Genomic DNA, 26,383 nt, shown 5'->3' with positions numbered 1-26,383 from the left:
GGGGCACTCCCCCAGCACCCGGCTCCAAGCGTCCGCAGACCTCTCCCGAATTTTCTGCGGAAAATCGGTGAGCCGACCGGGTCCGACCTCGGCCCGGCAGTATCGCCGAACGCGCGGCCGGTGCCGCCGCCGACCGCGATCAGCGGATCCCGGCCACGGCTGCACGGTGTTCTGCACATCGCATGAGCACCGCCCCCGCCTCGGAATCCTCAAGCCATTTCACGCACCGTCGGCGCCACGAACCTCGGCATCGTCCTCGCTGGGCCAGCGCCCTTCCACGTACAGCTGGATGAGTGCGGCGTGTGAGAGCGGGCTGCTGGGGTCGGTGACATCCCCGTTGGTGGTGTAGTCGAGGAGGACGACGTCCTCCTTGTTCCTGATCAACTCGACCAGGTCGGCGACTCGGTGCTCCAGGATCCACCGGTAGGCCGGCAGGTAGATCCGGCGGCGAGCCGTTTCATAGGGCAGCAGTCGGTCGCCGTGCAGGCCGGCTCGGTGCCCTTGGACGGGACCGTATCGACTCACCGTCCGCTTCAGCCCCTTCATCGTGGTGATCGCGAGCCTCACGGGGTCGACGTCGGAGTCCTGGAAGACCTTGAGGGCCTGCCAGATTCCCTCCACCGACTGGCTGGTCGACCCGTCGCTGAAGGGAACCGGGATGCCGCCGTGCGGGTAGAAGGGGCTCAGCCGCACCCACGGTTCCGGTGCCTTGGAGGTCACGTCGATGATCTCCGCGCCGGGGAAGGCGGTCGTCAGTGACGCCGTTGTACGGCGACGGCTGGCAATTCGGATCGGCATCTGGAGGCCCCTCCCCTGGTTCGATGACATCAACGACCGAGCATCCCCGATGCCACTGACATCCCGTCCGTCCGAGGCGCCGGGTGCCTCGACGAGCAGCCACCGCACGGAGTCCGGCGGCCGGCCGACGCGAGGCGGACAGGGCTCATGAGCCCAGACGCCCAGACGCCCTGCCGCTCCTGCGGCGGATCGGCCCGGGATCAAGGCCTGGAAATTTTCCGCGGAAAATTCGTGCGCCTGGCGAGCTGCCCGGCCCGAGCGGACTCGGCGCTGGCCGAACCACCCCGGAGTGACCGCCGAGAGCCGTGAACCATGAGGGCCGCTGCTGCGACGGATGCCACCGGGGTCCGGGCGAACATCCGGCCGGGAGCGTGCTTCGGATGCCGGGATCAGGCGTCGGCCAGGACCGAGTCGAGTCGGTCCAGGACGTGCGGCCAGCCCTCGCCCATGCCCTGGTACGCCTGCCTGCCCATCGGTGAATCGAGATCGAAGCCGGCGTGCTCCAGGAAGAGGCGGGTGCCCTTGCCCTCCGGCTCAAGCCGCCAGGTGATCGTCGTGTCGAGCGATCCTTCGGCGAAGCGGTAGCGCAGTAGCCGCTCTGGTTCCACGGCGGTCACCTCGCACGGCTGGGCACCCCAGGGGCCCATGTCGAGGGTGAACCGGTGGCCCACCAGCGGCTTGATGTCGCCTGCGGCCCACCAGCGGGCGTGCAGGGCTGGATCGGTCAGTGCGGCCCACACTGCCGCTGGTGGGTGGGCCAGGAACTTCTCGCAGCGGATCTCGGCGTTCTCGGTCACGGGGTGCTCTCCTCATCCAGGAAATCTGCCAGCGCGGTCAGGCGCTGGTTCCAGTAGTGCTCAAACGGGTGCAGCCACTCACCGACTTCGGCCAGCCGAGCCGCTTCGAGGTGGTAGTACCGATGGCGACCGCGCGGTTCCTCGCGGACCAGTCCGGCGGCGCGTAGCACCGCCAGATGCTCGGAGACCGCCGGCCGCCCGAGCTCGAACATTGCGGCCAGCTCGCCCGTGGAGCGAGGCCCCTCCCGCAGGTGTTCGAGCAGCTTGCGGCGCACGGGGTTGGCCAGTACGCCGAACACGTCGGTAGGCATGCCGCCAATTTACGTCGGAGATTTCCGACGCGTCAACGTTGTCCGACGCGATCCGTCCGCGCACCCCTGGTGGCAGGGGCCGTTCTCTCGGCTTCGGGGAGGCGGGCATCAGGGGTACGGGGCAGGGGCAAACCCGCTGCCGCCGCCACCCCACGCTCGCCCTGGCCCGGCCCGGCCCGGCGGCGCGATGCGGGAGAACCACAGGTGCGACCGCGGTGGCGCCCTGGCCCACTCCCCCGCATGGGGTCGTCGATTTTCCGCGGAAAATTCGATGGGTCCTGGCGGCTGCCGGACTCACTGAGTTTCGAGACGCGCGCGAAACGCACCCGCTCCTCCTCCGACCGACATCCGGACGCCGGGGGAGCCACAGCGCCCGCGGGGAGTGACCCCAAGCCGCGCGGAGAATTTTCCGCAGAAAATCGGGACCATCCAAATGCCGGTCGAAGCGCCGACGCCGGCGGGGGAGCGGGGCGAACCGGCCGCGCCGACCCGGTGCGAGCAATGAGGGGCGCCGGCCTGCAGGCGTGCGCGCGCACCGGAACGCGGCCCGACCGAGGCCTGTCCAGACGATCCTGCCGACGCGCCCGGCCCACCACGGACGATCCGCCGACCGGGCACCTGCCCACTGATCCACAGCTCGAAGACCGGCCCCGGACGGTCCAGAATTTTCCGCGGAAAATTCTCCGCGCGGATCGCGGGTCACGTCGCCGAGGGGTTACCCCAGCCCGGAAGGGCGGTTCGGGTCGAGCGCTGGGACAGGCCCCAAGTCGAACTCGCAGATCTCCATCCCGGCGAACGACGTGTGGTCCCGGTCGAACTGAAGCCAGACGCGAGGCGCATCGTCGTCGTCGAGATGAAGCCACGAGCTGTCGGCACGGGAAGCCGGAGCCGTTCGGAGGTAGGTGCAGGTCGGACGACAGCCGCACCACCCGTGAAAGCGCAACCGCCCGACGGCCCCGGCCAGGGCGGGTTCCCCTTCAGCGATCAGCGCCGCCTCCACGAACGACAGCAGCCGGGGATAGACGTCCCCAAGCAGCGGTGGTCCACTCTCATGCATCCCGTCAGGCTAGTGAGGAGGCCGACAGCGTGCGGGCCGAACCGTGCCGTGCAGATCGTGCCGCAGCCACCGTAGGCAAAACCACGACGCCCGCCGACGGCGGCTACTCGGGAACCGGCCTGCTCATCCCGCGCCGCAGGCCCAAAGGCGGTGAGCCCACCGAACGGCAGGCCGCGCACAACCGAGAGCACAAGCAGGTCCGAGCTCGCGCTGAGCACGTCCTCGCCCAGATGAAGCCCTGGAAGTCCTGCGCGACTGTCGTTCCGCCGCGGGCGCCTCAAGGGCCACGGCGTCCACCACGCCGTGCTCGGCATCGCCCGCCTGCACAACCTCCAGGCCGCCCAACCCAGGCAAGGGCAGCAGCCCAGGCCGCTGCCGACGGAGGAAAAACGCGTGCCGGACGGAAGTCTCCCGATGCCAGACTGCGCGGCATGACCACACCTGAGCTCAGCGAACTGGACTACCTCCGGGAGATCGAGCGTCTCGCCCACCGTGTCACCGTCGAGGCGTCCAACGAGGACTGGCTCTCGTTCGCCCCTGATCCGGACGATGCGACGTCTCTCCAACGCAGCGTCAACGCGCTCGCCCGCGTCCTGCGTAGCTACCACTTCGAAGGCGACGGCTGTACGGAGCAGGATCGTCCCCTGGTCAGGCTCGTCGGCGCCACGGTGCTGAAGCCCGGAGTCATGCCGGCCGGGATGGACGAGGACTACGAGGAGGAGTGCGCGCGAATCGGTGTCGACGCACGGCCGGAGGGTTGGGCGCTGTGGAACACCTGGGACGACGGGGGCCTTCAGGTGACCATGGTGGTGTCCGCCGTCGACACCACCCAGGGCCTCTTCGAGAACTGGTCCCGGGGGAGGGCGCTCGACCCGGTGACCCCGCTGCCCTCCCAGATTGCTCTCGTCCGCCGAGGCTGGATCGGCCCGATGACGTTCTCACCGCGCGGCGTCAGTAAGAGCGGCCGCGGCGGGCAACCGCTGTCCTGACCTCCGCGCTGTGCCTGGGGCGAGGGCAGGGACAACCGGGGCGACCAACGCCCTGTCATCGACCCGTGGGACCCGGCGACCCCGGCTCGGAAATTTTCTGCGGAAAATCCGGGACCGTCGGGATGCCGCATCGAGGGCGGTTGTCCGACCGTGAGGCGGCACGTCGCGGACACCCCGTAGCGCCGGACTGTCCGCGCTCCCGGCGGCCTCCGCGTTCTCGGCCTTCTCCGTCTTCTCCGCGTTCTCCGCGCCACGGAATTTTCCGCGGAAAATCCTGAGCCCATCGACATCGCCCAACGCACCAGCCCCGCTGGATCAGCGACGCTGTGCGTCCCGTGCCTGCGAGCCGATCCGGTGGCGGCTACAGCGGCTCCTTCCCGATCACGGACAGGACGCCGCCCCCGGCTGTCAGTCCCGCGGGCCTCCACCTGTCCCGTCCCTCGGTTGGATCCGAGGGAGCGCGGGATCCGAATTTTCCGCGGAAAATCGTCCGGCCGATCCGCGGTACTCAGCGGGGGAGAGGTCCGGCGGATCACGGCCCCGCGCAACCGCAGCCCGGAGTGCACGCGGCGCGGGGCCGGCCAGTGCCCCGGCCGGCAGTCGGCGCGGCCGGGAAATCGCTGGGCCCTCCGCCGCTCGACCGCTACCGTACGGGGACGATCATCCGGGGGTGGCTGATGCGGCCGATGCTGCTGATAGACGTCGACGGTCCACTGAATCCGACCGCGGCGAAGCCGTACCGGAGGCCCCAGGGCTACGAGACGCACCGGCTGATGACCCCGCAGTGGGAGGCGGCCGAGCGGCGCAGGCTCCGGGAGTGGGGCCTTCCGAACAAGCCGCCGAAGCCACTGCGGGTCTGGCTCAACCCGGATCACGGGCCGGCGCTCACCGCCCTGCTGTACGACCTGGTGTGGGCGACGACGTGGGAGGAGGAGGCCAACACCTTCCTCTCACCCCTCCTGGGGCTTCCCATCCTGCCGGTCATCACCTGGCCCGATCCGCGTCCCCAGCCCGGAGGGGGCGTGTTCTGGAAGACACCGGAGATCGTGGCCTGGGCACAGGGCCGCCCGTTCGCCTGGGTCGACGACCAGATCACGGACGCGGACCACGGCTGGGTCCGGGCCCACCACCACGGCCCGGCGCTCCTCCACCGCATCGACCCGAAGACCGGACTGACGGCGGACGACTTCTCACTCCTCGCGGACTGGGCACGCGTGACGCCCTGACAGATCGCGCTGAAAGATCGCGCTGACAGCTCACCCTGACAGCCCACCCCCACAGGTCACTCCTCCCGCGGGAGCGTCCCCGCCATGGCTGGTCACCGTCATCCGGGCCGAAGGCCATCACCACCCGGCCGTAGGGTGAGGCGCATGACAGGCACCGGCGGGACGGGGATCACGGCAACGGAACGTGCGGCGCTGGAGCGTGCGCTGAGCGAGTTGGAGGCGCGGCTTGCCGCGGATGCCGAACGCGGGCCCGACACCCGCCTTCGGTGCGAGCAACTGGTGGAGCAGCTGCGCACACCGGCCGCCGCGTTCCTTCGACCGGAACTGGAGCGACGCCTCGCCCGTCACGTCGATGCCGGCGACTCCTTCGCCCGGGACCGGATCGCCCACGCCCTGGCGGGTGCCTGCGGCCAGGACGCCCTGCCCGCCCTGCTGCGTGCGATGGTGACCGATCGCAACGACGACGAGGCCACACTGCAGCTCGACGTCCTCAACCTGTTCAGGGCTTGGCCCCAGACCTCGCTCAGGCTGTCACTGGAGTGCGCCGCCTCCGACGACCCCGGGACACGGATGGTGGGTCTCTGGAGTCTGGCCGTCATCGACTTCGGCGGAGACACGTACTTCGGGCTGATCGCCGACGCGGCCCGCGACCCGAACCCCGCGATACGCGCCCACGCGATGACGACCCTCGGCACCATCTTCGGCACCGGCGATCCCTCGACAGCCCGGGCCATCCTGATCACCGGCACCTCCGATGCCGCGCCCGAGGTCCGGAGAGCAGCGGTCAGCGCGCTCTGGGGGGCTCACGAGGCGACAGTCACCGACGCCCTCGTCGCCCGCGCCGGCGACTCCGATCCCGCCGTCCGGTACTGGCTGGCGTGGACCCTGTCCGGACGCCCGGCCCCCGAGGCCCGAGCCGCACTCGAACGGCTCACGGCCGATGAAAACGAGAACGTACGCGACGCCGCGCACCAAGCCCTGGCCCAGCCGACGGGGTGACCCTGGTCCTTGCGGCGCTGATCCCCATGCCCCGGACGCTGACCCCTGCCCCGGAGTGAACACCGCAGCCGCTCCCCGCGCTCAGTCCGAGTTGAGCCACACCAGGACCCCGGGGCCGTCCGGCGTGATCACCGGTACCCAGGCCTCGTCGGCCTCGCGGATCCGGCTCTCGTCCAGCTGCAGCCTGTGCGGCTTCTCGGTGGTCCCGTCGCAGGCCCAGTAGCGGACGGCTCCGACCAAGGCCGCGAAGCCTGTCCCGCTCGCGGCTCGGTCAGCCGTGATGGAAGCGCGGGCACGGGTCTCCTCGGTGATCACAGGGCGTCAGCAACTCCCTGATCAACGGGGCCTGTGCCCGCTCGGCCACCTACCTTCCCAACCGCGCCTATGGCGAGAGCTCGGGCACTCAGATGCTGTTGGCGATGCGCTCGTGGTCCCGTTCGCCCTCGCGGGTCTGGATACCAGCGGCGAGCAGCTTGTGGGCGAGCTCGGTGACCTCATCGCCGAACGCCGCGAACAGGCCCTCGTTCTCAACGGCGTACGCCGCATGCGGAATCGGCGGCGCGACCGCGTCGACCGCAGCCTTCGTGATGGCGATCACCTCCGGCCGGAGGCCGGCGATCCGTCGGGCGAGGGTGTCGACGAAGGAATCGAGTTCTGCGGCGGGCAGGGCACGGTTGATCAGGCCGTACCGTTCCGCGAGCTCCGCACCCACGAGTTCGGCGCCGAGGATGAGCTCCAGCGCGCGGGCCCTTCCTGCCAGGCGCGTCATGTTCACCGTGCCGCCGCCTCCGGGGAGGATCCCCATCAAGGACTCCGGCTGCCCCTGCCCCGACTTGCCGATCGCCGCGAATCGCATGTCCAGGTACATGAAGAACTCGTTGCCCGCGCCGCGCGCGAAGCCCGCCAGCTTGCCGATGGTGACCTGCGGCAGCGAGCGGACCTCCTCGCTCATCGCCTGGAGGATGTTCAGGCCTTCCGGGACGGTCGAGCCCGGTGCGGCCGCGATCGCAGCGCGAGTCGCTGCAGGCAGCGCGTCAGGGTCAGTGAGGTACGCCATGTCGCCGTGTGCAACGAAGAACTCCGGGTCAGCGCTCTCGAAGACGATGACGCGGACGTCGGCGTCGTCCCGCACACGTGCGACGAATGCCCGGAGTGACGGCAGGAGGACCGCGTCCATCAGATTGAGCGGCGGGTGATCGATTGTCACCGTCGCGACCCCGTCCGAGACGTCGATCGTCAGGGCGGGAAGGTCTGCGTAGCTCATGAGGTGGCTCCATATCGCGGTAAGGGACGGTCCGTGACCGGGCGATCGGCTCGGGACAGCGTCGCGAATCTCAGCCTCGCGGCTGACACTGAGTGTCAGATTAGGAACCTGTATCCGAATAAGCAAACGAGTGTGTCCGAGTACACTCGTCCCCATGAGCGCAGCGCCAGTCGGTACCCGTGAGATCAGCCGCCACGCGGTGCGAGCAGAGCTGGCCCGCGTCGCGTTCAACCGGTTCTGCCTCACGGGCTTCGACCAGGTCACCTTCGCCGACCTCTCCGAAGCCGCCGGAGTGTCGCGGAGCACCTTCCTGCGCTACTTCGGCACCAAGGAAGACGTGGTCCTGTTCGTCTTCGACCCTGTCGGTGGCGTCATCACTGACGCGCTCGATGCCGAGCGGGCCAACCAGGACGACTGGAGCAGGCTGCGCAACGCCCTGGAGTCGGCCGTGAGGTTCCTCGTGGGCGACGTTCAGCAACTCGTGACGATCCTCGGCCTCATCGAGCAGACCCCGGCCCTGTGCGCACGCCTCCGCGAGAAGCAGGCCGAATGGCGACCGGAGATCGTCGCCCGACTGCAGAGGACAACCTCCTCGACCGACGGGCCATCGGTCATCGCCACCGTTCGTGTAGCGGCGGCACTCGAAATCCTGTGGATCGTCCTCGGGCAATGGGCTGCGAGCGACGGCCAAGAGGACCTCGGCGAACTGCTGGACGCTGCGTTCGCCGCCTTCTCGACCCCGGCATAGCGGCAGACGGACGCTCCGTTGTAGAGGGCCGAAGCGGCGGCTTCCTCGGCGGTGCCGAAGCGGCCGAAGGGAGTGATCGACCCGACGGCGGTGATCGCGTCGTCGGAGTCCAGCCCCGGCCGCGAGTGCGGGAGTGGGGTATCGATCCGGCCGAAGCGGACGGGTGTCCACACGCAGCCGTGCGGCGCCCCCACAGCGCCCATCTGCGCGACCTCTAGGCTGAAGCCGCACGTCAATGGCCGTGGACGGCGGCCGGGGAGGGTTCTGGGCAGTGGAGAAGATGGGCGAGCAGGGCGAGCTGGACGAACTGCGGGCACGGCTGGCCGCGCTGGAGGCCGAGGTGGGCCGCCTGCGCGAGGAGTCCGCGGCGGCGCACACGGCCGCGGTGCGCACCGGGGAGGCCCGCACCGCAGGGGGACGCACGACAGGGGGGCGTACGGCGGAGGCCCGCACCGCGACGAGGCGTGGGGTGGCGAAGCGCGAGGCACCAGCTGCGGGCACGGGCACGGGCACAGGCACGGACGGCAGGACGGCCAGGGCCACGACGGTGACGGCGGTGACGGCGGTGACGGCGAAGGCCGACCGGGACAGTACGGAGGCCGGCTCCACCGCGCACGCGCACACCCCGGCGCCGGACGCCGTGCGCCCCGACCGGGCCGAGCTTCACCAGTCGATGACCGGCCTCGCCGACGCCCTCGGCGTCATGAGGTCCGAGCAGGCCGAGCAGGCCGAACGGGCCGAACGGGCCAACCGGGCGCTGCAGGCCGAACGGGCCGAGCAGCCGACCCAGGTGCTCCGCACCCGGCCCCTGGAGGCCCGGAGCAGCGCGCCCGCCCGGCACAGCCAGTTCCTGGAGAGCCTTCTGGCGGGCCAGGCAGTCCTCCCGGAGGAGCCGCAGCGCGAGAGCCGCTAGCCACCCGGGCCGAACGCACCGGGTGCAGCGGTCGGCCCCAGGCTCAGGCCTGCGAGCCGGGGCCCCGGGCATCACGCCCGCGGGCCTCAGGCCTTCGGAAGCGTTATCCCCAGCTCCAGCATGGCCGGCGAGGCCGGGCCGCCCTCGGAGCGCTCGGTCTTGTAGCCCTTGACCCCGGGGGCGACGGTGCGCGGGTCGACGGCCTCCGACGGGGCGCCGGTGGAGTACAGGCCGTCCGGGTCCTGGTCGCGGTCGTGGGGCAGCAGCCAGAAGACGCGCCGGCGGAAGGTGCCGGAGGCCCGCGAGGACTTGGCGTCGGGGCCGAGGATCGCGTAGCCGACCATGCGACCGTCGCGGTGGTAGGCGGGGCGGCCGCGGCGCGTGGTGAGGCGGTCCAGCGACTGGCGGACGTAGTCGAGGTCGGAGGTGTCCTCCAGCCAGACGAGGTCGGTTTCGTGGGCGAGCTCGGCCGGGTCGATCAGCGCGCTCACGCGTTCTGCTCCTCTGTGTCGTCGGTGATCAGGCCGATGCCCGGGTAGTACTTGCGGCTGTTGGACAGGACCATCTCCTTGGGAGAGGTCATACCCAGTGTCTCGCGGACTCGTGCGGCGAAGGCACGCCCGGATACGGGATTGGCGCCTTCGAAGCCGCACCAACGGGTGTAGGCGCCGAAGAGCTGGGATTGTTCGGCGCGCATGCCTTCGCCTGTGATGCATGCCTCCTTGAGGAAGCGGCCGACGTGGTCCTCGGTCTCCGCGTACGCGGTGGTGGCGACCTGGACGCGCTGGGGGCCCGCGAGGTCCTTCTCGCCGGCGAAGTAGCGTCGGGCGCCGTCGATGAGCCAGGCGAGGATGCCGGGGCCCTCCTCGGCGACGAGGACGTGCGCCAGGTTGTCGATCTTGCGTTCCTCGGGGACGACCCGTTCGAACGGGATCAGACGCATGCGGCGCCAGAAGGCGAAGCCGCCGGTGCCCACCTCGGGGCGGTGGTTGCCGAGCAGCCAGAGCTTGTGGGTGGGCTCGAAGGAGAAGAAGTCCTGGCGCATCCGGCGGGCCTTGATCTTGTCGCCGCCGGTGAGCAGCTTGACCCGGGCCTCGTCGAAGCGGTCACCGGGCTTGAGCTCGGAGCACACGATGATGCGGCGGCCGTGGAGCTCGGCGAGGTCGGTGGGGTGGCCGTCGAAGGTCTTGGCCATGAGGAAGCCGGGCGGGGCCGCGTCCGCGTAGTCGCCGAGCAGCTGGATCATGACGTCGAGCAGGACGGACTTGCCGTTCTTGCCCTGTCCGTAGAGGAAGGGCATGACCTGGGCGCCGACGTCGCCGCTGATGGAGTAACCGAGCAGCAGGTGCAGGAAGTCGCGGGTCTGGCGGCCTTCCTTGTCGTCGCCGAAGGTGTCGGTGAGGAAGCGGTTCCAGCGCGGGGTGGGCATCCGGGCCGGGGCGAGGGTGGTGGACCGGGAGTGGTGGTGCACCTTGGGGTCGGGCGGGACGATGGCGCCGGTGCGCAGGTCGACGACGCCGCCGGGGGTGCACAGGGCGTAGGCGTCGGCGTCCAGGAGGGCCGCGTTGAGGACCATGCCGGGGGCGGACTTCGCCTGGGCGAGCATCGCGTTCATGCCGGAGGTCGACAGGGCACGGCGGCGGTGCCGGCGCAGGTCGGCGTTGGTGTAGAGGCCGCGCGGGTCGTGGGTGGCGACGCTCTCGGCCATCTCCCCGGCGGCCCACAGGACGGTGTCGTCCTCGTCGAGCTGCCAGCGGTGGGTGGACCAGCGGTACCAGCCGATGCCGGGGACGTGGCGGTAGTCGCGTCCGTAGAGGTGGACGAAGAGCTTGGCGTTGCCGCGGTCGGAGAGGGAGTCGGGCAGCAGGCCGTGCGGGCTCGCCTGCGGGCCCGCAGCGGCCTTGGCCGTTCGGGCTGCCTGGGCGGCCTGCGGCGCCGCTGCGGTCCGCGCGGGGGCCCCGTGGAAGGGCAGCTCGGACTGCTCGGACTGGTCGGACTGCCCCGGCGGCACCGGTGGCTGGGCGGTCTCGGCGGGGTCGTCGAGCAGGCTGTCCTGGACGGCGGCGCCGTGCCAGGGGGCCTGCGAGGGACCGGGGACCGGCGGGTACGCCAGGATCTGCTGGGCTGCGGCCACGGGGTCGAAGACCGTCCTCTTGCGGGTGCTGTCGGTCATCCGCGGGCCTTCCCGATGTGCAGGGGCTGCCGGGCGCCGGCGGCGAGGCCGGAACGGATGACGGCGGAGCTTTGCCTGTCCTGGGTGGGACGGGCGGTGCGAGCGGCATCGAGGAGCAGCTGCTCGGCGGCGGTGTGGGTCAGGTGTCCGGCGGAGACGAGGCCTCCGACGGTGTAGGCGGCGCGGTTGAGCTTGCCGGTGAAACCGGCGCCCTCGGGCGTGGTGGCACAGTCGGTCACCTCCTGCAGGACGGTGTCGAGGACGCGTTCGGCTCCGCGCTTCCCGCCGCCCGCGGCCACGACGGCCTGACGGGCACGGTCGGGCACGGGGGCCGGCGCGGCCGGACGGGTCTCCGGCCTCTCCTTGAGATGCCCGGTGCGGACGAGCTCCTCGGCGAGCCACCGGGGGAGGGGTGCGGGGGTCATGGCGCCGGGCAGGGGGGTGTAGGTGCCGGCGCTCGTGGTGGTGCCGGGGGCGACGATGTAGCCGCCGTGAGCTCTGATGTCGACCTGCCAGGCCAGGGCACGTCCGGTGGAGGAGCCGGTGGAGCAGGTGAAGCCCCGGTGCTCGTCGTCCAGGTACCAGATGTGCAGGCCGCCGGAGGGCGTACGGACGCGCAGTGTGGAGGTGTCCTCTGCGGGATCGGGGGAGCTGCGGAGAGCGGCGAGCAGGGCGAGCGTGTGGTAGCCGTTCTCCAGGCCGTCGAGGTCGACGTGCTCGTGGATGGGGATGCCGGGAAGGATCCGGTCCCGCGCGGGGACGGTGCCGGGGTGGCTGTCGACGTCGACGACGACCAGGCCCGAGGGGCCGCAGGCGACACCGGTACCGAAGTCCGGGTTGGTCCGCCACCAGGCGGTGATGACGTCCTGGTCGACGGTGGCGGCGTGGAAGCCGTGGCACCAGCGACCGAAGCGGGGACAGGCACAGTCGCCGGGGGAGTGCGGGGATTCCTGGCAGCTCTGACAGTTGGCGGGCGGGGTCTTGCGCCCGGGCGCCAGCGGATGGACCGGCCAGCCCTGAGCTGCGCACCAGCGGGCAACAGCCAGCGCATCAGGCTGGCGGCCCGTTCGGTCGCTCCCCACGGCCTGCGGCGCCGTCACGCTGGTCCCTCCCCCTTGGTTCAGTAGCTGCTTCAGCAGCTCCAGTCGCTCGGTAGCTGCCCGGATTTGAGTCGCTCGGTCAGTCGCTGAGGGCAAAAAGCCAGGTCAGGGCACTGGTGAGCGCCGGATCAGCGACTGAAGCGACTGAAGTCCAGAAGATAGCTCACACAGACTATCCGAGCGAGCACGTACGCACCCGGAGTGGCGGCCCTTGCGGGGAAACTCAGCTACCCAACCTCGGGGGAGCGACCGAGTCACTTCGGTCGCTGTTTTCGGTCCGCTGACATTTCCGCAGGTCAAAGCCGTTTTCCAAGCCCAACAGCGACTGAAGCGACTGTAGCCCGGGTCTATAACGCGCACACGCACACGGGAATGTCTTCATATACCCAAGCTTGAGTCGCTTCGGTCGCTGTTGGGGTGAGTGTAGCGCCCCTGACCTGGGGTTTTATCCAGCGACTGAAGCTCAGCGACCAAAGCTACCGAGTCTCTCCCGCCCGGTCGCTCGGCGTGTCGCGCGTGCCAGGACCGTGCCTGAAGCGCAGGAAGGTCTGAAGTTCGGTCGCTTGAGTCGCTTCGGTCGCTCGCGCCTGCTGGGAAAACGGCTCGGCCGCCCCGTGGGCCTCCCTGGTGGGTGCCCCCTGCTTCAGAACGAGTTCCTTCGTTGAGTCGCTTCGGTCGCTTCGATCGCTTCCGTAGCTTCGGTCGCTCCGCCGCCGCCCGGGGGCGGAAGTGCCGGGAGCGCCCCTCCCACCAGGCCTCTTGCCGCCGCGGCACCGCACATCTGACGCCGGCAGCGACCGAAGCGACTCTGGCTGCGGATTGAAAAGCGCAGCGACGGACCAGCGACCGACCCGGCTGGGACCTGCTCGTCGCGGTTCGGTCGCTGCCGCCCGGTGCAGCGACCGAAGAAATCCTCCGGGACACGCGTGACCTTCCCTGCCCCCGGTCGTTGTCCCGGCGGATGCCGCTGGGCGAGGGTCACCGACCCGACGACGTGAGGACCTCTGCAGATGGGCGTCAGGCTGGGCGTGGTGGTGCTGACCGTGGGCGCTCGGAACCGGGAGCAGTCCGCGCTCGCGGACTCGGTCGCTGTCCGGGAAGGGCCGGTGTTGTCGGCCGTGGCCGACGGGCAGGGCGCGAAAGCTGCCGAGTCGTCGAGTCGTCCTGCAACCGGGAGGGTGGCTGCAGCGTCGATGAACGGTACGGGGTGACGACGGGTGGGGCCCCGGCTCGGGTGCGGGACCGGATTGTCAGTGGTCGCATCTAGCCTCTCGGTACGACGGGTGCCGACGGGCACACCGGTGCGGAACGGGGCGGAGTGCAGGGGGATGAGCGTGGACTTCTTCTGGCGGCGGGTGGCCGAGCGGTCCCTGGACGAGCTGTCGCCGAAGGGGCTCGTCGCGCTGGTGCCGCACTGGTTCGACAGCGAGTTCGGGCCTCTGCGCGAGGCCGGTGCGGTGCTGGGCGTGGAGCGCAACGGTTACCTGCTGCACGTCGCCCTGACCGGGGCGCCCGGCGGCACGGGCACGGATCCGGCGGTGGCGCAGCTCCCGGTGTTCGGTGGTGAGGAACGGGTCGAGACCGGGGGAGACCCTGGCAGCGACGGTTTCCGCGAGTGGAAGGTGCTGGTGCTCCGGCCGGACGAGGTGCGGACGGCATCGGCCTTCCTGGACGGCGTGGACGTCGACGACCTGCTGGCGGCTTCCGATGCGGCCCTGGCGGCGGAGGCCGTTTCGCTCGGCTCCGCCACCCCGTGGAGCGAGAAGCGGTCCGCGGCCCTGGCGGCCGACCTGCGCGCGTTGAAGGGCTTCTTCGTCGGGGCCGCCGCCGTCGGCGACGCCGTGATCAAGTTCGAGTCCGCGTGACCCGGCCCCCACGGCCGTGCGGCAGCAACATCGGCAGCGGAACCCTGAGCGGTGGGCATCGATTTTCCGCGGAAAATCGGTGAGTGCCGGATGTGGGCCCGGGCCCTTTCCGGAGGATCGGCTCCTCCGCATGGTCACTTCGTGAACTGGGCGGGGATGTACGACTGCCACGGCGAGGTCGACCGGGTTCCCGGGCTGCTGGAGCGGGTGGAGCGTGAGGACGACGCCGAGGCGTGGCAGGAGTTGGGCTTCCGCCTGTGCCTCGAAGACGACCTCCTCTTCCCCGCGAGTTTCGCCGCCTTCCCGCGCCTGGTGCGCCTCGCCTCCGGGAGCGTACGGGCGCGTGCCCTGGCCGGGACCATCCTGCGCCGCGCAGCAGGACACCACGGCTGCGACGACCTGTTGGCGGAGTGCGCCGATGCGATCGCCGAGTTCCGCGAACTGCTGGACCGGCATCTGCGGTCACGGCCGGCCGACTACCTCGCGAGCTACCGCGCCCTGCTCGCGGCCGAGCAGCAGTACCACTGGAGCGCGGATCTGGCCGACTTCACCGATGACTTCTATGAGGTGGCCTGCCCGCACTGCGCCGTGACGGTGACCGTCGCGATCGGGGACCACGGCCGCTACTCGTCGATCCGGGACTGGAACCTGGGGGACGTGGACCGGCGCGACCTGCGGCCGGCGCTCCGCGAGGAGCTCTCGGGCGTGGGGCGGTGGATGTACGAGACCGCCCTCCGCGACGGGGAGTCGCAGCTCGCCGACGGGATCGCCCACCTGTTCGGCAGGGCCGAATGCCCGCGCTGCGCCAGCGTGTTCACCGTCGCGGACGAGTACGCCTCCGCCAACGGCCCTGGTGCGGTCGGCCCGGTGTCGTTGGCCCTGTCCCGTCGGCCGGTGGGTCCGGCCAGATATCACCTGATCCAGTCTAGTTAGGCGAGCCTAACCTTATTATTCTGTCGGGAGGACGTCACCGGCCACGATCGAGGAGCGGACATGGGAGACCTCAGCGGGAAGACCGCACTGGTCACCGGCAGCAGCCGGGGCATCGGACGCGGCATCGCCCAACGTCTGGCCCGGGACGGCGCCCTGGTCGCCGTGCACTACGGCAGCAACGCATCGGCGGCCGAGGAGACCGTCGCGAGCATCGCCGCCGCCGGAGGCCGGGCGTTCGTCGTGGGCGCCGAACTGGGCGTCCCCGGCGACGTGGACACGCTCGTGACCGGGCTGGAGGCCGGACTGCGCGCGCACGGGGAATCGACGATCGACGTCCTCGTGCACAACGCGGCACTCAACCTGATGGGGCGACCGATCGAGGTCCTCACCCCGGAGGAGTTCGACCGGATGGTCGCGGTCAACATCAAGGCGCCGTTCTTCCTCACCCAGCGGCTGCTGCCGCGGCTGCGCGACGGCGGCCGGATCATCACGATCTCGTCGGTCACCACCCGCCTCGCCTCCGCCCACGGGATCGCGTACCCGCTCACCAAGGGCGCGCTCGACGTGTTCAGCCGAACCCTCGCCAAGCACCTCGGCCCGCGCGGGATCACGGTGAACTCCGTCGCCGTCGGATTCACCAGCACCGACATGACCGCCGAGGTGCTGGCCGACCCGGCGAACGTGGAGCGCAACATCGGCCTGACCGCGCTCGGCCGGATCGGCCGGGTGCCAGACATCGCCGACGCCGTCGCCTTCCTCGCCTCCGACGACGCCCGTTGGATCACCGGCGCCAGGATCGACGTCACCGGGGGTGTCGGCCTGTGACGACCTCCGGCGTCCGCGTCGCGCGGGCGGTGTCCCCGGCGCCGGGGGGCACCCCCGCGGGCGTCGGCGGCCGCCGAGCCCGGCCCGGCCTCGGTGAGTGACAGCGCCTCAGGTCGCGGTTCGCGGCCGGGGCGTCACCTCCGGTACCGCTGTGCCACTGCTGCGAAGGCGGCCTTGGGTTCCCACGCCATGTCGGGATAGGTCTGCCCCCGGCGTCCTTCGAGGAGTTTGACGATGCCGAGGCCGGCCCGGTCCAGGTCGTCCCTGGGATCGCCGTCCGGGCGGTGCGGGTAACCGGGCAGGGCGAAGAGGAAGACGAACGCGCTGTCCACGCCCTCGGTCTCGAAGATCTCCAGCAGTTCGCTCAGGTAAGTCGCCTGGCCGGCCTCGTCGCGCTCGTAGACGCCGTTCAGTCGGGTGGGCGCCTTGGTCTCCGGGTCGTGCTCGACCACCTCCAGTACCCGCCCGCCGCGGTCCCCCGCGCCGCGGTAGGCCGCGGTGCCGAACCCGGTGATGGCGAGCGGCTTCGGCCCCTGCGCCAGGGTGCGCACCGCCTCCCGGAACCGGTCGGCGACCTCGGCGGAGCGGAGCAGCTCGAACGTCGCGATGTCGAAGGGGGCCCAGTCGACCTGCTCGAACTGGATGGAGGCGTAGGTGAGCCTGCCCCCGAAGCGCTCGCGGACCGTGGCCGCGGCCTCGCGGAGGAACGCGTTGAGGCGCACGCCGAGCTCGCGCATCGCGTCCGCCCTCCGCTCGGGTCGGCCCATCAGCTGCTCGACCCGCTCCTCGGGGCTCCCGCCGGGCAGGAACCCGCGGTTCATCACGCTCAGCTCGACCCCTGCGACGAACACGACCGTGGCCCCCCGCTGTCGGAGCCGTTCCGCGCGCTCCGCGCAGTCGCGGAAGAGCGCGAGGATCTGCTCCGAGTCCAGTTCCAGCGGATAGGGCGAGAACCAGACCTCCAGGCCGAGCTCCGCGGCGGCGCGGGCGGCCGACTCCAGTCGGTCCGGGTCGCCGCCGATGATCTGGACCGCGTTGCAGTGCAGGTCGTCGCGGATGATCGCGAGTTCGCGCCGAACCACGGCTGGGTCGACGTGCTCGCGGGATGTCCGGCCGTGAACGACGAATCCGGTGTCGTAGGTCATTCCTCGTGCTCGCACGGTGTCGTCCTCTCCGTCGGGGCCCCGGCTGGGGCGTCGGCTGGGGCGTCGGCTGGGGCGTCGGTCGGGTCGAGGCTGGCAGAAAAAATGCGCACGCGCAAGATTGCGTGTGCGTAAGAGTGCGTGTGCGTAAGAGTGCGTGCGCGCAATCAGTGTGGGATGCTGGCACCCGTGACGACACCACCACCAGCACCACCACCGGCAGGGCTGCGGGAACGGAAGAAGCAGGCCACGCGCGCGGCGCTACGCGAAGCAGCCCTGCGCCTGGCCGTGGAGCGCGGACCGGACCAGGTGCGGGTCGAGGACATCGCCGAGGCCGCCGGGGTCTCACCGCGCACCTACAACAACTACTTCGCCAGTCGCGAGCAGGCGATCGTCTCCGCCGTCACCGCGGACCGCGAGGTGAGGATCGCGTCGGCGGTCGCGGCCCGGCCCGCAGGCCTGCGCCTGGCCGACGCCGTCACCGAAGCCGTGGTCGAGCAGTACACGACCACCGGCGAGCACGAACCCCGGGCGCTGCTGCTGATCACCGCCCGGACCGCGCTGCGCGAAGCGTTCCTCGACACCACCGCCGGCATCGAGGCCCCGCTCGCGGCGGTGATCGCCGAACGCCTCGGTGACACGGGAGTGCACACGGCCCGCGTCCTCGCGGCGAGCGTGGCCGCGGCGGTACGCATCGCGCTGGAAGGCTGGCTCCGGCCGGCCGGGACCGCCGGGACCGCCGGGACCGCAGAGGTGGCGGAGGTGGCGGAGGCCGCCGGGAGTCTCGGCACCGGAGGGTTGGTCGTCCCCACCGGCTCACTGCCCGATCAGCTCCGGGCCGCACTGGCCCCGCTCGCCCCCGCGTTCGACGCGGCCGAGCGAGGCGCCCGGCCCTGACGGCGACGCCTGCCCCGACCCGTCCGGGCGGTGACGAGCGCGCTCACGTCCCGCCACCGGCGTCACCGTGGCCCCGATCCGACTGCGGCTCAGGAGTCGGTGGCTCAACAAGTGAGGATCGGCGGCCCCGTCATTCGGGGCTCAGTACGCCCAGCTCGACCTCCTCGAACACCCGGGACCACCAACCGTCCTCGTCGCCGAACGCGGCCGGATCCTGTTGCCGGGCCCGGGCCAAGAGGTCGGCGACGTAGTCCTCGTAGTCCGCGTCGTCCTCACTCCGGCCGGAGCGGAACTCAGGCCGGCCGCGCGGTGGTGAGGAAGTCCAGGACGAGCGGGCTCGCGAGGGCGCGGAACTCCTCGAAGTAGGCGTGCCGTGCGCCGGGGATCAGGTGCAGTCGGGCGCCGGGGATCCGGTCGGCGAGCAGGGGCGCGTTGGCCGTGGGGTTGAGCCGGTCGTCGGTTCCGTGCACGACGAGGGTGGGTGCGCCGATGCCCGGTAGGAGGTCCCACGCGTCGTGCCGGTTGCTGGCCGCCAGGTGGTGGCGCCGGGCGTGGGCGGGCATGCCCGGGTCACCGAGCGTCCGGTGGGGGCCCGGATGGTCCGCGAGCCAGTCCGGGGTGTACATGAGTTCCAGGAGGGCCTGCCGGGCGGCCGCCGGTTCGGGTTGTGCCAGTGACCTGCGCACATCGTTGTCGCGCGCGACACCGTGCGGGCCTCCGGGGGAGCTGCAGCCGAGCACCAGGGCGCCCACCCGTTCGGGGTGGCGGGCGGCGAGCTGCTGGGCCACGCGCCCGCCCATGGACGTGCCGTAGACGTCGGCCCGGTCGACGCCGAGTTCGTCGAGGACGGCGATCACGTCCCGCGCGAAGCCCTCGGTGCTGTAGGGCCGGTCGGGCTTGTCGCTCGCGCCCGTACCGCGGTAGTCGAGGGTGACGGTGCTGCGTGCGGCGTGGAAGTCGTCGCGCACCCCGTCCCACCAGTGGTGGTTGTTCGCCTGGCCGGCCAGCAGGACGAGCGGCGCCCCCGCGCCTCGGATCTGGTAGGCGATCCGGATCCCGTCGGGCGCCGTCGCGTGCTCTGTCCTGTGCTCGGTTCCGTGTTCGGCCCCGCATTCGGTCCCGTGCTCGGCCGCGTGCTCCATCGGCGCCCCTTGCCCCCCGTGACTTCTCGACGGGAAGGGTACAGCGCCCGGGGTCGCACAGGGGGCTTCGCCCGGGTGGCGTACGGTGGGGAGCATGTCTTTCGCAGCAGTTCTCTCGCCGCCCGCCCTCTGAGGCGGGTCGCCGTCGACACCGGCGCGTAGGTCGGCCGTGGGCCGGTACGCGCTGATCGGTCGTGCCCCGCAGACGCGAGACCACGACCATCTGCTCCGTCTGGAGATTCCTCCGTGTCGAAAACTGCTGTGGCACCGACCCCTGCCACCACGACGGCGTCACGCTCCGTGCGCCGCGGCCTCGCCTGCCTGGCGTTCGCCGGCCTCACCTGGGGCACCACCGGAGCCGCCGTGGACATCGTCTACCGGTCCAGTGACTTCGGACCCGTGGCCGTCTCGTTCTGGCGGCTCCTGACCGGCGTGGCGCTGCTGCTGGCGGCCCGCGCCGTGCGGCCCGCCCGGGCCCTCCGGCCGGCCGGTGTCGTACGGCCCGCCCGCGGAGCGCGCCGGACGCCGTGGCCCTCGGGCCGCCGCGTGCTGCTGTTCACGGGCACCGGCATCGGCCTGGCGGTCTTTCAGACCGCCTATTTCGCCGCCGTGCAGGACACCGGGCTCGCGGTCGGCACCATCGTCACGCTCGGGGCGGCCCCGGTGCTCACGGCGGCGGCCGGGCGCCTGTTCCTGGGCGAGCGCATCGGGCCCGCCGGGCTGCTCGCGGTCGCCGGCGCGCTGACCGGCCTCGCCGTCCTGGTGCTGGGCAACGGGGCCGCCGTCGTCCACCCCGTCGGCGTGGGGATGGCCCTGCTGTCCGCCGCCGGGTTCACCGTGTCCAACGTCCTCGGTCGGTGGACCGGACGGCACGGCGACGGCGAGGACCCGTACACCCTCACGGTGGGGTCCTTCGCCGTCGGCGCGGCGGTCCTGCTGCCCTTCGCGTGGGCCGAGGGCCCGGTGCCGCACACCGCCCACCCGGGCCAGGTCGTGCTGCTGATGCTCTACGTCGCCACCGTGACGACGGCGGTCGCCTACCCGCTGTACTTCGCGGGGGCGGGTGCCGTCCGGGCCGCCACGGCGTCGGTGGTGATGCTCATCGAGCCGGTCGGCGCGGCGGTGCTCGCCGTCCTGCTCCTCGGCGAGCGGCTCACCGCGGCCACGGTCGTCGGCACGGTGCTGATGCTCACGGCCATCGCCGGCCTCGCAGTCGCCGAATCGCGGCGGGAGGCGAACTTCTGACCGGGCATCGACCGGGTATCGGGCATCGACCGGGCGTCGAGCAGCTGTCCACCGCTCGCTGACCGGTTGCCGACCGCTGACCGCTGACCGCTCGCTGACCGTTCGCCCGGCGGGATGAGGGCGATGCGGTGCGCCGGGGCCGACGGTTCCGGCGCACCGCGCGCACGCGCCCCGAGGCGACCCGGCGGCCGCGCGCCGGTCCGGCGGTCCGGTGGTGAGCGTTCAGCCGTCCTTCACCGGGGCCATGACGCGGCGTCGGCAGGGCTTTGCGTGGCCATGCCACCTTGCGGCAGACCACAGCTACCGACAGGTAGCCCGCCCCGACCCGAAGGGCCGCCGTGAAGCGCACCGCCCCCCTGTCCGCCACCATGGCCGTCTGCCTCGCCGCCGGCGTGCTGTTCACCGCCGGCACCGCCTCCGCGCGGGATCGGTCCGGTCCGTCGCACGCCGGTCCGTCGCACGCCGGGCGCGACGTCTACGGAACCAAGACCCCGTACGCCCCGCAGGGCAGGCCCGGCCACTACCAGAAGGCACCGAAGGGCTTCGTGCCGGTCTTCACCGAGAACGTCGCCCGCCACGGCTCCCGCGCCATGACGGACGGCGGCGACGGCGACGCCGTGCTCGCCGTCCTGCGCAAGGCGCAGGACCAGGGCGCCCTCACCGGCCTCGGTGCGCAGCTGGGCCCGCAGGTGCAGTCACTGCTGACCGCGGCCGCCGCGCTCGGCTACGGCAACCTCTCCGCCCGCGGAGCGGAGGAGCACCGGCAGACCGCGCTGCGCCTGGAGCAGCGGCTGCCGAGCCTGTTCACGGACATCGCCGCCCGGCACGAGCCCATCGTGGTGGAGACGTCGGGGGTGCCGCGGACGGTGGCGAGCGCCGGTGCGTTCACCGGCGCGCTGGCCGCCGGTGACCCGGCGCTGGCGGGCCTGATCAAGGCGCCGGTCACCGACAAGAACCTGCTGTATTTCCACAAGCAGCCGCAGAACGCCGACTACCAGGCGTACGTGAAGAGTGATCCGCAGCTGGCCGAGGTCCTCGCCGGGATCGACGGTGACCCGCGCACCACCGAAACGGCGCACCGGGTCGTGGCGCGCCTGTTCCGGGAGGACTTCGCCGCTGCGCTGTCCGGCGAGGAGCAGGTCGCCTTCGCCCGTTCGCTGTACCAGCTCTACAGCGCGGCGCCCGACCTGAACGTCGAGGCGCCGGACGTGGACCTCACCCCGTTCCTGTCCCGCCGCGACGCCACCTGGCTCGCCTACCTCGACGACGCCGAGGAGTTCTACCAGAAGGGCCCCGCGTTCAGCGGACGCACGATCACCTACCGGATGGCCGGGGTCCTCCTCGACGACCTCCTCGCCCAGGCCCAGGCCAAGGCCGACGGCACCAACGGCAACGGCGCGGTGCTGCGCTTCACCCACGCCGAGGAGATCGAGCCGCTCGCGGCCCTGATGGGACTGCCCGGCAGCACCGAGCCCGCCGAACCCGGGCAGCCGTACGCGTACGGGAACAACCCGTGGCGCGGAGCGGAGGTCTCGCCGATGGCCGCGAACATCCAGTGGGACCTGTTCGCGAACACGCCCTCCGAGGGGCGGCCGGCCACCTACCTGGTGCGCATGCTCTACAACGAGAAGGAGACGGCTTTCGCGTCCTCCTGCGAGCCGGTCGCCAAGGGCAGTTACTTCTACGAGCTCGACGAGCTGAAGCACTGCCTCGTGCACGGCTGACGCCCTTGGGGCCTCCGGCCGGGTCCGTGCCCTGCACGGGCCCGGCCGGAGGTGCGTTCGGCGGGTGTGCGGATCGGTCCTCAGGGTCCTCAGGGTTCTCAGGGGAGGGTGGCGTCGAGGTAGGCGCGCCAGGCGGCGTGGACGCGCTCGGCGTGGGCGCCGTCGCCGTCACTGCCGCCGCCGTGCCCGCTGTCGTCGCCGTCTCCGTCGGCGAGGAGGTCCAGCAGCAGGCCGCGGAGGACGGCGAGCACCACGGTGGGATCGGTGCCGGTGCCCGCCAGGACGCGTCCGAGGGGTGGCAGCCACTCGTCCAGCGAGGTGGTGCCGAAGCCCCGCCAGGGCCCGTCGTGGCCGAAGGCGCGGACGTACCCCTCGAAGAACAGCCGCAGCGCGCCCCGGTGCTCGGGCTTCGTCAGCCACTCCCAGAGCAGTTCGAGGGTCGCGCGGGCGCTGCCGCCCTCGACCTCGGAGCGCTCCAGCAGGGCCAGCTGCTCGGCCCGTCCGACCGCGAGCACTTCCCGGATCAGCTGCTCCTTCGACCCGAACAGGTACAGCAGCACGCGGGGGCTGGAGCCGATCTCGGCGGCCAGCGGGCGCAGGGAGAGGTCGGACACGTTGTGGTCGGCGACGTAGCGGACGGTCGCGGCGAGGATCTCCTCGCGACGCGGCGACGGTCGCGGCGAGGGGCGTTGCGAGGGGCGCGGCGACGGGTGGGAGCTCGCATTGGCGGGGGCGGACACGTGGTCTATCGTTCCACTGAAACGAGTGTTTCAGTGAGAGGGGATGCCGCCATGGCCGCTACCGGACGCGCCACTGCACCCGCTGCCGGACCCGTCACCGAACCTGCCACCGCGCCCGTCACCGAACCTGTCACCGCAAGCGCCGACGCAACCGCGACCATCCGCGAGGCCGTCCGGCCCGGAGACCTCGGGGCCGTCGCAGCCCTGCACGGCGTCCTCTACACCCGCGAGTACGGCATGGACGAGACCATGGAGGCCTACGTCGCCGCCGGAATGGCCGAGTTGGTCCTCGCCCGGGTCCGTGAGGGCGGCGCGGCGCCCGGCCGGCTGTGGGTGGCCGAGCTCGACGGCCGGGTGGTCGGCGCCACCGGCCTCGTCCGGTCGGAGGAGCGCCCGGGGTGGGGTCAGCTGCGGTGGGTGCTCCTCGACCCGGACGCCCGGGGGCTGGGCCTGGGCCGGCGGCTGCTGGAGACGGCCCTCGACGAGGCCCGCGCCCGTGCGTACCAGGGCGTGGTGCTCTGGACCGTCGCCGGCCTCGACGCCGCCCACCACCTCTACACGAAGGCCGGCTTCGAGCTCACCGTCTCCCGTTCCGTCCACAAGTTCGGCCTCGACACGATGGAGCAGCGGATGGACCTGCGCTTCTGACAGGTGCGCAGGTCGCCCCGGGGCCTTGGACGCCGAGGTCACGGGGGCGGCGGTGCGTGCGGTGCGGCGGAGCGGGCGGCTCGGCGGTGCGTGCGGGGTGGCCGCGCGACACGCCCCCACCCCGCACGCGCCCGGGGTGCCGCGCTACCAGTCCTTCAGGTGGGCGAGGCCGGAGACGAGCCGGTCGGCGATGTCCGCCGGCCAGGGGAAGGCGCGGGTGACCGCGCGTTGGTGGGCGAGGCCGTGCAGGCCCAGCCACAGCGCGACCGCGTCGCTGGACAGGTCGGTACTGGTGGCCTGACCTGCGGCGACGCAGTCGCCGATGGCCGTGGCGAAGACGCCCAGGGCTTCTGCGCCGAGCGCGGTCAGGTCCGCCTCGGTGATGGAGCTCTCGCCGAGGGTCGGTGTCCAGAGGCCACCGAACATGGTCCGGTACCGCCCGGGGTTCGTCCGGGCGTAGTCCAGGTAGGCGTTGCAGAGCGCGCGCAGCCGCTGCCGGGGGTCGCCTTCGGTGTCCTGGGCGGCGGCGCGCAGATGGCGCTCCAGTTCGGCGAACTCGCGTTGCACCACGGCCAGGAGGATGGCCGGCTGGTCGGGGAAGTGCGGGTAGATGGACGGGGCGGCGATCCCGACCCGCCGGGCGACCGACCGCAGGGTGATGGCGCGCTCGTCGCCGTTCTCGTCGAGGAGCGCGACCGCGGCCGTGATGATCTCTTCGCGCAGGCGCCCGCCTTCGCCGCGGCGGTTGCGCGCACGGGCCGGCTTGGGTGCGGCCGTTTCCGTTGTGCTGGTTTCGTTCACACCCGTCACCTTACGCCGTGAAGCTTACGGGCGTGAAGCCTTGCAGTCGTAGTCTTACGTGTGTAACTTTACGGCTGTAGGCACAACGGCCGACAGCCCGTCCAGCCCCGAGGAGCCCGCCATGACCGGCACCACTTCCACCTCCACCTCCACCACCGTCGCGACCGAGGTCGTCCTGCCCGGTGTGGTCGAGCCGAACGGCCTGCAGGTCCGCACCCGCCCGCTGCCCGCTCCCGCCACCGGCCAGGTCGTCCTGCGGATGGACGCGACCGGCGTCTCGTTCGCCGAACAGCAGATGCGCCGCGGCAAGTACTACGACCAGCCGCCCTTCCCCTTCGTGCCCGGCTACGACGTCGTCGGCACGGTCACCGCCACCGGCCCCGGAGTGGACCCGGCGCTGACCGGCCGCCGGTTCGCCGCGGTCACCAAGACCGGCTCCTGGGCCAGCCACCTGCTGATCGAGGCCGCGGACCTGGTGCCCGTCCCGGACGGCGTGGCCGCGGACGCGGCGGAGACCGTGGTCGTCAACGGCATCACGGCCTGGCAGATGCTGCACCGCCTCGCCGCCGTCCGCCCTGGCGGCACCGTCGTCGTCCTGGGCGCCAACGGCGGCGTCGGCTCCACCCTCGTCCAGCTGGCCCGGCACGCCGGCATCACCGTGATCGGTACCGCCTCCGCGCGCCACCACGACGCCGTCCGCGCCCTCGGCGCCACCCCGGTCGACTACCGCGACCCGGACATGTACACCCGGATCCGCCGGCTCGCGCCGCAGGGCGTCGACGCGGTGTTCGACCACGTCGGCGGCCCCGGCCTGGTGCAGTCCTGGCAGCTGCTGCGCCGCGGCGGAACGCTCGTGTCCTACGGCAGCGCCGCGACCAAGGACGAGACGGGCAACTCGCGACTGCCCGTCCTGAAGGTCTTCGCGCGGCTCCTCCTCTGGAACTACCTGCCCAACGGCAGGAACGCGCACTTCTTCAACATCTGGGCCGGCCGGCGCCGCCCCGCGACCTTCCGCCGCCGCCTCAGCGAGGACCTCACCCAGGTGCTCGGCCTGCTCGCGGACGGCGTCCTCACCCCGCAGATCGCCGCCCGCATTCCCCTCGCCGACGCGGCCGCCGCCCTGGAACTCGCCGAGTCCCGCACGGTCACCGGCAAGGTCGTCATCGTCCCCGGCGAGTGACCCGGGTGACGGGCCGCCACCGGCCGTCAGCCCGCACCGATCTCCCGCCCCGGGCGCGGGCGGCGTTCGCCCGCCGACGGGGGAGCCCGCCGTTCCCGGGCGAGGCGGTCCGGTGGCAGCCTGCAATGATCGCTGCGGCTGCGGCTGCGGCTGCGGCTGCGGCTGCCGTTGCCGCTACGGCCGCCGGTGCCGTTGCCGAGGCCCTCGGTTACGGTGGCCGGGTGAACGGATCCACGCCCGCAGGCGGCGGTACCGGCGGCGGCTCGGCCCGCTCCGGGGCACTGCTGCCTCTTCTGGCCACCGATGAGGAGGTCATCGCGTTCTTCGCCGGGGTTGCGGACCTTGACGCGGCGAACCCGGCAGACCACGAGCTGCAGGACGGAGTCCGTCTCGCCTCCGGGGACCGGCTGGAGCAGTTCGCGCAGGCGGGTACGGGGGACGCCTTCTGCTTCGTCGGCGAGGGTGGTGAGGAACGCCCGGTGGTGTTCGTGAGCCTCGATGGCGTGGCCGGACCGCTTGCCGTCGGGCTGCGGGAGTTGGTGGAGCTGTGCCTCGTGGCACCGTGGTGGCGGGACGCCCCCGGGCGGACGGCCGAAGGGCTCCGCGCCGTCGCCGGCGACTACCGGGAGGACGTGCCCGACCTCGACCGGCGGCGCGAGCGCGCGGCCCGGGCGCTCGGTCTCGATCCCGCCGCGCTGCCGTCCGAGGCGGCGGCCCTCGCCCGGCTCGCCGAGCTGTCCCGGGGGCCGGACGCGGCGACCTGCCTTGTCGTCGGGTACGACGGCGAGCCGCTCGACCCGCTGTTCGAGCCCGACCGATCCTGACGCCGCGCCGACCGCTTCTTGTCTGCAGCGCGTTTGCGAGGT

At 71.9% G+C, this 26,383-nt stretch carries 27 protein-coding genes and 2 pseudogenes; 15 read left to right on the top strand and 14 right to left on the bottom strand.

Translation table 11 applies throughout. From position 1 onward, the window contains the following. Window positions 1-219 precede the first annotated feature (219 nt). The 4 genes from ABT048_RS09975 to ABT048_RS09960 all read right to left on the bottom strand — a co-directional run bounded on the left by ABT048_RS09975 (window position 220) and on the right by ABT048_RS09960 (window position 2,963). Window positions 220-798, bottom strand: a complete 579-nt coding sequence (locus ABT048_RS09975) for a DUF6939 family protein (protein WP_350520830.1) — start codon at window positions 796-798, stop codon at window positions 220-222. 389 nt (window positions 799-1,187) lie between these two features. Continuing rightward, complete coding sequence (locus ABT048_RS09970) at window positions 1,188-1,595, bottom strand: SRPBCC family protein (RefSeq protein ID WP_350520829.1); 408 nt, start codon at window positions 1,593-1,595, stop codon at window positions 1,188-1,190. Next, window positions 1,592-1,906: an ArsR/SmtB family transcription factor gene (locus tag ABT048_RS09965; RefSeq protein WP_350520828.1), complete on the bottom strand. Its 315-nt coding sequence runs from the start codon at window positions 1,904-1,906 to the stop codon at window positions 1,592-1,594. The genes ABT048_RS09970 and ABT048_RS09965 overlap by 4 nt, the downstream gene beginning before the upstream one ends. A 715-nt stretch (window positions 1,907-2,621) precedes the next feature. Continuing rightward, on the bottom strand, window positions 2,622-2,963 hold the full coding sequence (locus ABT048_RS09960) for a hypothetical protein (protein WP_350520827.1): 342 nt from the start codon (window positions 2,961-2,963) through the stop codon (window positions 2,622-2,624). Window positions 2,964-3,022: 59 nt separating this feature from the next. Here ABT048_RS09960 and ABT048_RS09955 point away from each other — a divergent pair. The 4 genes and pseudogenes from ABT048_RS09955 to ABT048_RS09940 all read left to right on the top strand — a co-directional run. Next, window positions 3,023-3,305, top strand: a pseudogene (locus tag ABT048_RS09955) (transposase family protein); the annotation flags it as partial. A gap of 89 nt (window positions 3,306-3,394) precedes the next feature. Beyond that, window positions 3,395-3,952, top strand: a complete 558-nt coding sequence (locus ABT048_RS09950; RefSeq protein WP_350520826.1) for a hypothetical protein — start codon at window positions 3,395-3,397, stop codon at window positions 3,950-3,952. A gap of 686 nt (window positions 3,953-4,638) precedes the next feature. Next, window positions 4,639-5,178, top strand: coding sequence for an HAD domain-containing protein (locus tag ABT048_RS09945; RefSeq protein ID WP_350520825.1), 540 nt, complete (start codon window positions 4,639-4,641; stop codon window positions 5,176-5,178). A 144-nt stretch (window positions 5,179-5,322) separates the two neighbouring features. Further along, on the top strand, window positions 5,323-6,177 hold the full coding sequence (locus tag ABT048_RS09940) for a HEAT repeat domain-containing protein (protein ID WP_350520824.1): 855 nt from the start codon (window positions 5,323-5,325) through the stop codon (window positions 6,175-6,177). 81 nt (window positions 6,178-6,258) lie between these two features. Here the strand turns inward: ABT048_RS09940 and ABT048_RS09935 are convergent, their stop codons facing one another. Both ABT048_RS09935 and ABT048_RS09930 read right to left on the bottom strand, forming a co-directional pair. Next, window positions 6,259-6,417 carry a DUF6210 family protein gene (locus ABT048_RS09935; RefSeq protein ID WP_502893993.1) on the bottom strand — a complete coding sequence of 53 codons (159 nt, stop codon included), beginning with the start codon at window positions 6,415-6,417 and terminating at the stop codon, window positions 6,259-6,261. 163 nt (window positions 6,418-6,580) lie between these two features. Beyond that, window positions 6,581-7,441: an enoyl-CoA hydratase/isomerase family protein gene (locus ABT048_RS09930; RefSeq protein WP_350520822.1), complete on the bottom strand. Its 861-nt coding sequence runs from the start codon at window positions 7,439-7,441 to the stop codon at window positions 6,581-6,583. A gap of 154 nt (window positions 7,442-7,595) precedes the next feature. On the opposite strand from ABT048_RS09930, the gene ABT048_RS09925 reads away from it, so the two are divergent. Both ABT048_RS09925 and ABT048_RS09920 read left to right on the top strand, forming a co-directional pair. Then, window positions 7,596-8,189, top strand: coding sequence for a TetR family transcriptional regulator (locus ABT048_RS09925; protein ID WP_350520821.1), 594 nt, complete (start codon window positions 7,596-7,598; stop codon window positions 8,187-8,189). 271 nt (window positions 8,190-8,460) lie between these two features. After that, window positions 8,461-9,102 (top strand): hypothetical protein, encoded by a 642-nt coding sequence (locus ABT048_RS09920; protein WP_350520820.1) that lies wholly within the window; start codon window positions 8,461-8,463, stop codon window positions 9,100-9,102. An 86-nt stretch (window positions 9,103-9,188) separates the two neighbouring features. Here ABT048_RS09920 and ABT048_RS09915 read toward each other — a convergent pair whose 3' ends face one another. The 3 genes from ABT048_RS09915 to ABT048_RS09905 are packed head-to-tail and all read right to left on the bottom strand — an operon-like array spanning window position 9,189 to window position 12,375. Next, a complete protein-coding gene (locus ABT048_RS09915; RefSeq protein WP_030240262.1) occupies window positions 9,189-9,593 on the bottom strand; it encodes a DUF6009 family protein in 405 nt (134 codons plus the stop codon). Further along, window positions 9,590-11,275, bottom strand: coding sequence for a DNA primase family protein (locus ABT048_RS09910; RefSeq protein WP_350520819.1), 1,686 nt, complete (start codon window positions 11,273-11,275; stop codon window positions 9,590-9,592). Before ABT048_RS09910 ends, ABT048_RS09915 begins: the two co-directional genes overlap by 4 nt. Beyond that, window positions 11,272-12,375: a bifunctional DNA primase/polymerase gene (locus ABT048_RS09905; RefSeq protein ID WP_350520818.1), complete on the bottom strand. Its 1,104-nt coding sequence runs from the start codon at window positions 12,373-12,375 to the stop codon at window positions 11,272-11,274. Before ABT048_RS09905 ends, ABT048_RS09910 begins: the two co-directional genes overlap by 4 nt. Window positions 12,376-13,703: 1,328 nt before the next feature. Here ABT048_RS09905 and ABT048_RS09900 point away from each other — a divergent pair. The 3 genes from ABT048_RS09900 to ABT048_RS09890 all read left to right on the top strand — a co-directional run bounded on the left by ABT048_RS09900 (window position 13,704) and on the right by ABT048_RS09890 (window position 15,998). After that, entirely contained in the window at window positions 13,704-14,240 is a 537-nt protein-coding gene (locus ABT048_RS09900; protein WP_350520817.1) for a hypothetical protein, read from the top strand. Between the two features lie 141 nt (window positions 14,241-14,381). Further along, window positions 14,382-15,173: a hypothetical protein gene (locus ABT048_RS09895; protein WP_350520816.1), complete on the top strand. Its 792-nt coding sequence runs from the start codon at window positions 14,382-14,384 to the stop codon at window positions 15,171-15,173. A 60-nt stretch (window positions 15,174-15,233) separates the two neighbouring features. Beyond that, window positions 15,234-15,998 (top strand): SDR family oxidoreductase, encoded by a 765-nt coding sequence (locus ABT048_RS09890; protein WP_350520815.1) that lies wholly within the window; start codon window positions 15,234-15,236, stop codon window positions 15,996-15,998. 134 nt (window positions 15,999-16,132) lie between these two features. On the opposite strand, the gene ABT048_RS09885 is transcribed toward ABT048_RS09890, so the two are convergent. Further along, window positions 16,133-17,143: a glycoside hydrolase family 113 protein gene (locus ABT048_RS09885; RefSeq protein ID WP_350520844.1), complete on the bottom strand. Its 1,011-nt coding sequence runs from the start codon at window positions 17,141-17,143 to the stop codon at window positions 16,133-16,135. 186 nt (window positions 17,144-17,329) lie between these two features. On the opposite strand from ABT048_RS09885, the gene ABT048_RS09880 reads away from it, so the two are divergent. Next, window positions 17,330-18,037, top strand: coding sequence for a TetR/AcrR family transcriptional regulator (locus tag ABT048_RS09880; protein WP_502893992.1), 708 nt, complete (start codon window positions 17,330-17,332; stop codon window positions 18,035-18,037). A 130-nt stretch (window positions 18,038-18,167) separates the two neighbouring features. On the opposite strand, the pseudogene ABT048_RS09875 reads toward ABT048_RS09880, so the two are convergent. Both ABT048_RS09875 and ABT048_RS09870 read right to left on the bottom strand, forming a co-directional pair. Beyond that, window positions 18,168-18,308 (bottom strand): annotated as a pseudogene (locus ABT048_RS09875) (SUKH-4 family immunity protein); the annotation flags it as partial. A 22-nt stretch (window positions 18,309-18,330) separates the two neighbouring features. Beyond that, a complete protein-coding gene (locus ABT048_RS09870; protein WP_350520813.1) occupies window positions 18,331-19,179 on the bottom strand; it encodes an alpha/beta fold hydrolase in 849 nt (282 codons plus the stop codon). Between the two features lie 261 nt (window positions 19,180-19,440). Here ABT048_RS09870 and ABT048_RS09865 point away from each other — a divergent pair, with 261 nt between their 5' ends. Together ABT048_RS09865 and ABT048_RS09860 are read left to right on the top strand one after the other, a co-directional pair. Further along, window positions 19,441-20,424 carry a DMT family transporter gene (locus ABT048_RS09865; RefSeq protein ID WP_502893991.1) on the top strand — a complete coding sequence of 328 codons (984 nt, stop codon included), beginning with the start codon at window positions 19,441-19,443 and terminating at the stop codon, window positions 20,422-20,424. Between the two features lie 338 nt (window positions 20,425-20,762). Further along, complete coding sequence (locus ABT048_RS09860) at window positions 20,763-22,148, top strand: histidine-type phosphatase (RefSeq protein ID WP_350520812.1); 1,386 nt, start codon at window positions 20,763-20,765, stop codon at window positions 22,146-22,148. 98 nt (window positions 22,149-22,246) lie between these two features. Here ABT048_RS09860 and ABT048_RS09855 read toward each other — a convergent pair whose 3' ends face one another. After that, the gene (locus ABT048_RS09855) at window positions 22,247-22,888 is read right to left on the bottom strand and encodes a TetR/AcrR family transcriptional regulator (RefSeq protein ID WP_350520811.1); all 642 of its coding nucleotides are present in this window, start codon (window positions 22,886-22,888) and stop codon (window positions 22,247-22,249) included. Window positions 22,889-22,939: 51 nt separating this feature from the next. On the opposite strand from ABT048_RS09855, the gene ABT048_RS09850 reads away from it, so the two are divergent. Continuing rightward, window positions 22,940-23,536 carry a GNAT family N-acetyltransferase gene (locus tag ABT048_RS09850; protein ID WP_350520810.1) on the top strand — a complete coding sequence of 199 codons (597 nt, stop codon included), beginning with the start codon at window positions 22,940-22,942 and terminating at the stop codon, window positions 23,534-23,536. Between the two features lie 144 nt (window positions 23,537-23,680). Here the strand turns inward: ABT048_RS09850 and ABT048_RS09845 are convergent, their stop codons facing one another. Next, a complete protein-coding gene (locus tag ABT048_RS09845) occupies window positions 23,681-24,337 on the bottom strand; it encodes a TetR/AcrR family transcriptional regulator (protein WP_350520809.1) in 657 nt (218 codons plus the stop codon). Window positions 24,338-24,458: 121 nt separating this feature from the next. On the opposite strand from ABT048_RS09845, the gene ABT048_RS09840 reads away from it, so the two are divergent. Both ABT048_RS09840 and ABT048_RS09835 read left to right on the top strand, forming a co-directional pair. Next, a complete protein-coding gene (locus ABT048_RS09840; RefSeq protein WP_350520808.1) occupies window positions 24,459-25,517 on the top strand; it encodes a medium chain dehydrogenase/reductase family protein in 1,059 nt (352 codons plus the stop codon). 221 nt (window positions 25,518-25,738) lie between these two features. After that, entirely contained in the window at window positions 25,739-26,341 is a 603-nt protein-coding gene (locus ABT048_RS09835; RefSeq protein ID WP_350520807.1) for a hypothetical protein, read from the top strand. Window positions 26,342-26,383: the final 42 nt, after the last annotated feature.

The organism is Kitasatospora sp. NPDC096140 (assembly GCF_040303045.1).
GTDB lineage: Bacteria > Actinomycetota > Actinomycetes > Streptomycetales > Streptomycetaceae > Kitasatospora.
The sequence above is the reverse complement of the archived record's forward strand: the minus strand, read 5'-3'. Positions and strand labels throughout refer to the sequence as shown.

Excerpts from the sequence above, each read along its gene's own strand:
- ABT048_RS09900 (WP_350520817.1), top strand. The coding sequence starts at position 13,704 with ATGAGCGTGGACTTCTTCTGGCGGCGGGTGGCCGAGCGGTCCCTGGAC.
- ABT048_RS09870 (WP_350520813.1), bottom strand. The coding sequence starts at position 19,179 with ATGGAGCACGCGGCCGAGCACGGGACCGAATGCGGGGCCGAACACGGA.
- ABT048_RS09945 (WP_350520825.1), top strand. The coding sequence starts at position 4,639 with ATGCTGCTGATAGACGTCGACGGTCCACTGAATCCGACCGCGGCGAAG.
- ABT048_RS09975 (WP_350520830.1), bottom strand. The coding sequence starts at position 798 with ATGCCGATCCGAATTGCCAGCCGTCGCCGTACAACGGCGTCACTGACG.
- ABT048_RS09950 (WP_350520826.1), top strand. The coding sequence starts at position 3,395 with ATGACCACACCTGAGCTCAGCGAACTGGACTACCTCCGGGAGATCGAG.
- ABT048_RS09840 (WP_350520808.1), top strand. The coding sequence starts at position 24,459 with ATGACCGGCACCACTTCCACCTCCACCTCCACCACCGTCGCGACCGAG.
- ABT048_RS09930 (WP_350520822.1), bottom strand. The coding sequence starts at position 7,441 with ATGAGCTACGCAGACCTTCCCGCCCTGACGATCGACGTCTCGGACGGG.
- ABT048_RS09890 (WP_350520815.1), top strand. The coding sequence starts at position 15,234 with ATGGGAGACCTCAGCGGGAAGACCGCACTGGTCACCGGCAGCAGCCGG.
- ABT048_RS09940 (WP_350520824.1), top strand. The coding sequence starts at position 5,323 with ATGACAGGCACCGGCGGGACGGGGATCACGGCAACGGAACGTGCGGCG.
- ABT048_RS09960 (WP_350520827.1), bottom strand. The coding sequence starts at position 2,963 with ATGCATGAGAGTGGACCACCGCTGCTTGGGGACGTCTATCCCCGGCTG.
- ABT048_RS09885 (WP_350520844.1), bottom strand. The coding sequence starts at position 17,143 with ATGACCTACGACACCGGATTCGTCGTTCACGGCCGGACATCCCGCGAG.
- ABT048_RS09965 (WP_350520828.1), bottom strand. The coding sequence starts at position 1,906 with ATGCCTACCGACGTGTTCGGCGTACTGGCCAACCCCGTGCGCCGCAAG.
- ABT048_RS09925 (WP_350520821.1), top strand. The coding sequence starts at position 7,596 with ATGAGCGCAGCGCCAGTCGGTACCCGTGAGATCAGCCGCCACGCGGTG.
- ABT048_RS09850 (WP_350520810.1), top strand. The coding sequence starts at position 22,940 with ATGGCCGCTACCGGACGCGCCACTGCACCCGCTGCCGGACCCGTCACC.
- ABT048_RS09910 (WP_350520819.1), bottom strand. The coding sequence starts at position 11,275 with ATGACCGACAGCACCCGCAAGAGGACGGTCTTCGACCCCGTGGCCGCA.